Source organism: Chromobacterium sp. IRSSSOUMB001, assembly GCF_023507765.1.
GTDB lineage: Bacteria > Pseudomonadota > Gammaproteobacteria > Burkholderiales > Chromobacteriaceae > Chromobacterium > Chromobacterium haemolyticum.
Map to the genome: position 1 here is coordinate 1 of NZ_JALCYU010000035.1, position 7,222 is coordinate 7,222.

Genomic DNA, 7,222 nt, shown 5'->3' on the forward strand with positions numbered 1-7,222 from the left:
GCCCTATATCAGCGGCTGCCTGCACAACTCCGAACTCACCGACAGCAACCCCGGCGCTTACTGGGACAGCCGCAACCTGATCCGCACCTGGGCCAACAACAAGCTGCGGCTGGAAGACCGCAAGGGCGAGGAACACATCAAGCTGGCCACCGAGTTCGACAAGAGCCAGCTCAATATCGGCCACCTGGTGGATAACAAGCGCGCGCCACGCGGCCAGGGCTTCGAACTCAGGACCGACGGCTGGGGCGCATTGCGCGCCACCAAAGGGCTATTCATCACCACCGACGCCCAGCCCAAGGCCGGCGGCAAGCAGCTGGACATGCAGGCGGCGCAAGCGGACCTGGACAACGCGCTGAGCAATATGCAAACCCTGGCCGAGATGGCCGCCCAGGCGCGGGCGCTGGCCGCCGACATCGAGCAACAGCGGCAACTGATGGCGGATCGCCTCAGCGAACTGCAAAAGTCCACGCTGCTCGCCCACGCACCCGACGGCATCGGTCTCAGCAGCGGCCAGCATCTGCAACTGGCTGCCGGCGGCAACCTGATCGCCACCGCAGGCGGTCATGCCGACATCGGCGCGATCAAGCGCTTCACCGTGGCGGCCGGCGAAGCCCTCAGCCTGTTTGCGCACCGGTTAGGAGCCAAGCTGATCGCCGCGCAAGGCAAGGTGGAAATCCAGGCCCAGCACGACGCCATCGAACTGGCCGCGCTGAAGCAGATCCGCATCATCAGCAGCGGCGACGAAATCATCATCGCCGCCAACAAGAAGCTGACGCTGCAATGCGGCGGCTCCTACCTGACGCTGGACAGCTGCAAGGTGGAAGCCGGCACCCGTGGCGACATCAAGCTGCACGGCGCGTCGCTGACCGCTCCCGGCCCGGCGTCCATGCCCACCCCGGCTTACGACTTCCCCAGCGCCAAGGTGGTGGAGCCGCGCAATCACTATTTCACCCTCAACAACCCCGCTTCCGGCAAGCCGCACGCCGGCATGCGCTACACCATCACCGAACCGGACGGCGTCATCCATCGCGGCCTGACGGACGGCAGCGGCAAAACCCAAACCATCAAAAGCAGCTACGCCAAATCCCAGCTCAAGATCGTGTTTGAGCCACAAGGAGAATAAGCATGGACTTCTGGATTACCGGCGAAGGCGTGACCCAGGCCGCCAGCCTGGCCAGCTACACCGCCATCCATTTCCCGCGCCAACTTAGCCGCGTCCGCCTCAAGCGCATTCCGTTTTGGGGCAAGGGCATTACCCACCAGGGCGGAGCCATTCGAGACAAGCCCCCCGGCCCCGGCCACTACTGGGTGGAAATCGCCCACGACGACCCCAGCATCACGGAAAGCTATGGCTGGTATCCGGCAGCGAATATCGCCGGCATGGAGAGCAAACTAGATCAGCTCAGCGCGATGTGGGATGTTGAGGGCTGCATCAATGGCGACTCTAAAGACCGCCGCGATGCAGATAAGGAGAATCCAAAGAAAAAGAAGTATGAACTCCTGGCTGGTCGCGGCATCGGTCACCACCCCTATCCCTACGACCCCAACCACGGCAACCCCAAAGCCCGCAGTGTCCAGCCGCTCTACCTGGGCTTGACCGACCAACGCGCGGAGACGGCGGTGATTGAGGAAATCCGCGCCTTCGCCGCCGCTTACACGAAACAATCCGGTGGCCGCTGGAGTTATCGACTGGACAGCTTTGGCGAAGCCAACTGCCACACCTTCATCTGGCGCATGCTGCACGACTGCCAGCTGATTGATCTGGAATTGCTCAACGCAGACATTGATCCCCACTTCGACAAGCTGCGCGGCCTGGTGCTGAAAGAAGCCGCCAAGGGTGCGGTCTTCGGCGGACCCGGCGTCATCGTCGCCACTACCACCAGTACCGCACGCCGGCTGATCAAGCCTGACTATGTCGACAAGCTGGTTGCACACACCACCATGACGCGCGACGAGCTGAAGCGCCGGAACTGGTTATGAAGACCTGGCAAAAAGCCTCACTGATCGGCGTTCTGCTGCTCATGTTGTTGGGCCTGCTTGGTTATCACATTCAACAATACCCGGCCGTCCGATGGCTGGTTTTATGGATACTCCCCATGAGCCTGACTTATACCACCGACACTAACGGCGAACGCCTGCACGTCAATACACCCTACTATGTACGCGAATGGCCACGCACCTTTTCAACGGATTACTTCGTCGGAGAAATCCAAAGCTTGGAGACTACGGAGCAGGAAAGCGACCCTACCCAGATTGCTATTAATAAAATCCAAAAAATCGCTTATCGAAAGGGCAGCAGCTTTAAGCGCGAACCTTTCACAGACCCCATCGACTACGAACGCTTTGGCATCAAGGTCAACGGCATCTATTTCTTCGGACTGGATGCAGATGGCCAGATTAACCGGCTGCTGACCATAGAACAGGCGCTGTGGGAACCCGTCTATATCAAGGCAGACATCTTTGTTGCCGAGGTCCGCTCTGCCGAGAAGGTGATCAGAACAGAGATGGGTTCTGTTCTCTTCAGCTACTGGCCCGATACTGGGTCACGTAAAGAAGTACGCGGCTTTTATGTCGAGTCCAACGGGCGTAAGAAGTCCTGGCTAGTCAACTTTCCTGAACAAAACCGAAATAAAACCAATCACACCCGCTACTTCCAGGCCCAAACCGACCCCTTCACCGCCGACATCCCCCTTAAAGTCCTCGGCATCAAGACCGATGGCCGCTATCTGCTCAGCGTTCTGCCCGACAACAGTGCCGGCTTCCCTCGCCCGGAACTCGATGCGCTGGCAGACGCCCGCCATATCGAACTGTGGGTGGCCAATGGCCAGGTCTATCGCGCCACCCTCACCACCTTTGTCGTTACCGGCGAAAAATGGACTTTCTACAACGACAAAGGCGAATTAGAGCGGCGTAATGGCTACGACATCGAAAACGGCCGCAAGGTGGAGTGGGCGCAAAAACTCGACCGCACCATAGGCCAACGCGGCGGCGAATGGGTGCCGCCCCGGCCGCAAGACGCGCAAGAGGACTGAGGTCATGCCCACTCGGCCCATGCCAAACAAAGAATCCGGCAGGAGGCGATGGCGGCCTACCGGCTTAACCCTGTTCCTGGCATTCCTCATTGGCCTCGCGCTGCTGGTGGTATCGGCTCTGGCCGGCTATCCCACTGCGCAAGGCATTCTGACAAAGGCATTCATCATGGCAATTCCGCAAAACATCGACAGCAATGGTAAAACCCTCACTCCCAACACCGAATACTACGTCTGGCATGCCCCTAGGGTGTTTTCCTCCGATTACTTCGATGGGGAAATCCTTACCGCCGAGCAGGCCGAACTTGGCTTAAAAAACGAGGGCGGCGTATCAACACTGAAGATCAACCGCGATCATAAAATCATCTTCCGTGGTCTTGATTTAAATAAACGAGAACCTTACACCCGCTCCATCGACTACGAACGTTTCGGTGTCAAAGTTAATGGAGTTTACTTTTTCGGCTTAGATGCAGATGGTCAGATTAATCGAATGCTGACGGTAGAACAGGCACTACAAGAGCCGGCCTACATCAAGGCTGACATTTTTGTTGATGAAGTCCGCCAAGCTGAAAAAATAGTCCGTACTGAAGTTGGCCCCGTTTATACCGATTACTGGCCTAACAGTGGTCAATTGAAAGAGTTACGCGGTTTTTTTGTCAGAACAAGTGGTCTTAAACGCACTTGGATAGTTACCTACTCCGAGCAGGGGATTAAAGATTCAAACCATAAGGCCAGCTACCAGGCGAATACCACGCCCTTCACCGCCGACATCCCCCTTAAAATCCTCGGTATCAAGACCGATGGCCGCTATCTGCTCAGCGTCCTCCCCGACAACAGCGCCGGCTTCCCTCGCCCCGAACTCGATGCGCTGGCAGAGCAACGCCACATCGAACTGTGGGTGGCCGATGGCCAGGTCTATCGCGCCACGCTAATCACCTTCGTCACGACCGGTGAAAACTGGACCAGCTACGACAAGGACGGCAACTACCTCAAACGCTGGGGCTACGACATCGAGAACGGCCGCAAGGTGGAGTGGGCACAAAAGTTCGACCGTAGCGTGGGTCAACGCGGCGGCGAATGGGTGCCGCCCCGGCCACAGGACCAAGATGACAACTAGAATTAGATTTAGTAATTTTTTGGAGAAACCATGAAAAACACCCTCAAACTAGACATTGAAAAAATGGTACAGATATTCAAAACCACCTTTTCGGTCATATTGATTGCCAACACCCCCATAGCGGTCATAACTGTCTCATCGTTTATAATACCCAGCTCAACCTGGCACCTCTTTGATCCCATTTTAATTACAACCCTCATTTTAAGCTTCGCCCTCCCCCCTCCGATTATTTCTTATTTTCTTGCCAATGCAGAATACGAAAAAAAATGGCGCACCAGCATTCGCTGGCGCTTTATTGCGGCTCCCACATCTATCATTTTCACTATGATTTGGGCCACCTTCCTTCCTCCACACACAACCAAAGAATGGGGCGATTTGATTTTTCTACTATTATCCATGGCAGTCACCCCCTGCGGATTACTACTTTTTGCTCTATCAGATGCACTAATGGAGCATTATGGAATTTTGAAAGGAAGCCTAATCGTCATAATCTTTCTTTCCATCTGCATCCCACCCATGGCGGCTATTGTACGGCAACCTCCTGCAACCCATATAGAAACCCAAACCCCCACTAACCTAATACAAGCTACGGTGACACCCTCTTTTTTGGCCACAGACGAAAGGTGGCCAAGTGGCAACCACCTTGAACACAGGGGTTACAAAATAGAAAACACCATCAAATTGGAGTGATCGCAAAACTTCGACCCCACGGGGAGCGAACCCGACAGTGAGTATGAGCCTCCTCGGATACGGAACCAGAGTCATGAGTAAAACTGTGACAATTCAATGACTGGATATTTCATGAAAGCAATTTCCAAACTTAGCACACCCAAAATAGTACAGTTTATCAAAGCCACATTTGCAATTACTTTAATTGCATGCGTCCCCATAGTTACCATGCTCTCCCCCTACTATTTTGCTCAAAAAAACACATGGGATATTCTCTATCCACCTATAATCATCAGCACATTATTAAGCATGATCATACCAGCCCCCATGCTGGCTTTCCTGCTAGCAAAACATAACAAACCCACATTCTGGCGCACAAGTATCAAATGGCGTATTTTTGCCACACCAGTTTCTATTGTTTTTATTTTCATCTGGCCTATGCCACCTATTCCCGGCGACTGGGGCTCTTTAATCTTTTTTTTCATATGCCTAACAATAATACCAAACGGAATATTACTTCTATCACTATCCGATGCCACAATTGAACGATACGGGCTTTTCAAAGGCATATTAGCCCTGGTTTTATTATTTTTAGTGTACATCCCAGCCATGAATGCAATTTTATAGCAATGACTTTCAAAACCATCGTCATAAAACCGACTATTTTCATGCCAAATGCGAGCCACATAAAACGCAGGTCGAAGGGGAGAAAACCTCAATCACCGCATCGACTAATAGGGCTGTGAAGGGCATTGCTACGGACGCAAGCCCCCCTTCCTACATAGGTGGATTTATTACTGTGGCCTTTTTTTAGAGGAAGACACCATGCCGGTTGATCTCGAAAGCCTGCGCGCACCCGATTACGAGCTGGGCGAGCCGCCGCGCCTCTGGGTCTGGCTATTGATCCTGCTGCTGGTGATGGGCAGCGGCGCGGGACTGACCCTCTACCTGTGGCCGGCGGATCAGGCCAGCGGCTGGCGTTTCTGGACCTGCTTGCTGGGCCTGCCCTTCGTCATCTACCTATTGTTGTTCACGCTACGCATGCGCGACCTCGAAAGCTGGCGCAATCAGCTCTATCTGGAAGAACAGGCGCGCCAGGAGGTGGAGCAGAACAATATCCAGTTTGGCCAGCAGCCGCTGTCGCTGCTGCATGGCGTCGCCTGCAGCGCGGCCGGCGATCTGGCGCAGACCCTGGCCAGTGTCCAAGCGCCCCAGCCCTTACTGGCCTCCATCCCGGTACACGGCCACCGTGACGAGGTGATCCGGCATACCCACCTCCCCGACAAAGACGCTCTGGACTGGCAAGCCTCGCCCGAGGAACGCATGGTGAAGCGGGTCAAATCCGCGCTGAACAAAGCCTTGACGCCACTGCTGCCCGCACTGCGCGCGCTACCGTCCCAATGGCCCTTGCATGTCGAATTACAGATCGACACCGGTGGCGTGGCCGTTGATGTCATGGCGCTTTGGCGGCGGCAATGGGCATGGCGCGAGCTGCGGCCAGTCCCGGCGTCGGAAACCCTGGTTGCCTCCGGAGGCATGGCGCGGCTGGACCACTGGCTGGACCAGAGTTCGCCCAAGCACTACCAATGCTCGCGGCTGATCGTCGCCGCGCAGTTTTACGAACGCCCGCCGGCTGACAGCGCCGAGGCGGTATGCGCTCTATTGCTGGCCTGGCCCCAGGGCGAGAACGAGCACCGGCTGCACCGGCCGGTGAGCAGCCAGGACCGCGATACCGACGCGGTGCTGGCCGAGGCGCAACTGTTTGGCGTCTGCGAGCCGGAGCAACTGGACGCGATCTGGTCGGCCACCGGCCAGAACGACGATGCCGGCTGGGCCGTCGCGCTGAGCCAGCAGCAGCCCCGCGCCGCCGTCGTGTCGATAGACCGCCAGATCGGCCATGCCGGCGTAGCGGCGGAGTGGCTGGCGCTGCTGTTGGCCTGGCAAGCCGCCGGTCCCGACACCCCGCAAGCCTTTCTGACCCAGCACGGCGAGCACGCCATGCTGGGCCTCGTCTACCAGGAGAGCGGACATGCCGCCCAAAATTAAACTACCGCCGACGTCCCTGCCTCGGCCCAATCGTCTGCTCGGCAAGCTGCGCCTGCGTTGGAGTTGGGCCGTGGTGTTGCTCATCGCGGCCTTGCTCATCATCCTGGCCCTGCTGCTGGATGAACGCCTGGGCTTGTCGGCCAACGGCCAACTACCCTGGGCGATCTGCGGCATCGCACTCTGCTGCGTGCTGCTATTGGCGCTAGGCAACGCCTTTGGCGACCTGTCCAGCTGGCTGACCCAGCGCCGCTGGCTGCCGCGCCAATACACGCGCCAAACCGCAGGTCCATCCGACGACGCCCCGGCCGAAAGCTGGGGCGCGGCGTTTCAGTTGATCGTCCAACGCTGGCAACAAAGACCA

General features: G+C 56.7%; 8 protein-coding genes. All 8 read left to right on the forward strand.

The window, feature by feature from the left end; genetic code table 11:
* Positions 1-1,123: type VI secretion system Vgr family protein (locus tag MOV80_RS23055; protein ID WP_249605540.1), on the forward strand; the 1,123-nt coding region annotated here is incomplete at its 5' end.
* A 2-nt stretch (positions 1,124-1,125) separates the two neighbouring features.
* On the forward strand, positions 1,126-1,980 hold the full coding sequence (locus MOV80_RS23060) for a hypothetical protein (protein WP_191186766.1): 855 nt from the start codon (positions 1,126-1,128) through the stop codon (positions 1,978-1,980).
* Positions 1,977-3,032, forward strand: coding sequence for a hypothetical protein (locus MOV80_RS23065; RefSeq protein WP_191186767.1), 1,056 nt, complete (start codon positions 1,977-1,979; stop codon positions 3,030-3,032). The genes MOV80_RS23060 and MOV80_RS23065 overlap by 4 nt, the downstream gene beginning before the upstream one ends.
* 4 nt (positions 3,033-3,036) lie before the next feature.
* Positions 3,037-4,146 carry a hypothetical protein gene (locus tag MOV80_RS23070; RefSeq protein WP_191186768.1) on the forward strand — a complete coding sequence of 370 codons (1,110 nt, stop codon included), beginning with the start codon at positions 3,037-3,039 and terminating at the stop codon, positions 4,144-4,146.
* A gap of 30 nt (positions 4,147-4,176) precedes the next feature.
* Positions 4,177-4,836, forward strand: coding sequence for a hypothetical protein (locus MOV80_RS23075; protein ID WP_191186769.1), 660 nt, complete (start codon positions 4,177-4,179; stop codon positions 4,834-4,836).
* Positions 4,837-4,947: 111 nt separating this feature from the next.
* A complete protein-coding gene (locus tag MOV80_RS23080) occupies positions 4,948-5,442 on the forward strand; it encodes a hypothetical protein (RefSeq protein WP_249605541.1) in 495 nt (164 codons plus the stop codon).
* Positions 5,443-5,640: 198 nt separating this feature from the next.
* Complete coding sequence (locus MOV80_RS23085) at positions 5,641-6,861, forward strand: hypothetical protein (RefSeq protein ID WP_249605542.1); 1,221 nt, start codon at positions 5,641-5,643, stop codon at positions 6,859-6,861.
* Positions 6,845-7,222: hypothetical protein (locus MOV80_RS23090; protein ID WP_249605543.1), on the forward strand; the 378-nt coding region annotated here is incomplete at its 3' end. The genes MOV80_RS23085 and MOV80_RS23090, both read left to right, overlap by 17 nt.

Bases quoted from the DNA above. Each gene is read 5' to 3' on its own strand.
- MOV80_RS23060 (WP_191186766.1), top strand. From the start codon at position 1,126: ATGGACTTCTGGATTACCGGCGAAGGCGTGACCCAGGCCGCCAGCCTG.
- MOV80_RS23065 (WP_191186767.1), top strand. From the start codon at position 1,977: ATGAAGACCTGGCAAAAAGCCTCACTGATCGGCGTTCTGCTGCTCATG.
- MOV80_RS23070 (WP_191186768.1), top strand. From the start codon at position 3,037: ATGCCCACTCGGCCCATGCCAAACAAAGAATCCGGCAGGAGGCGATGG.
- MOV80_RS23075 (WP_191186769.1), top strand. From the start codon at position 4,177: ATGAAAAACACCCTCAAACTAGACATTGAAAAAATGGTACAGATATTC.
- MOV80_RS23080 (WP_249605541.1), top strand. From the start codon at position 4,948: ATGAAAGCAATTTCCAAACTTAGCACACCCAAAATAGTACAGTTTATC.
- MOV80_RS23085 (WP_249605542.1), top strand. From the start codon at position 5,641: ATGCCGGTTGATCTCGAAAGCCTGCGCGCACCCGATTACGAGCTGGGC.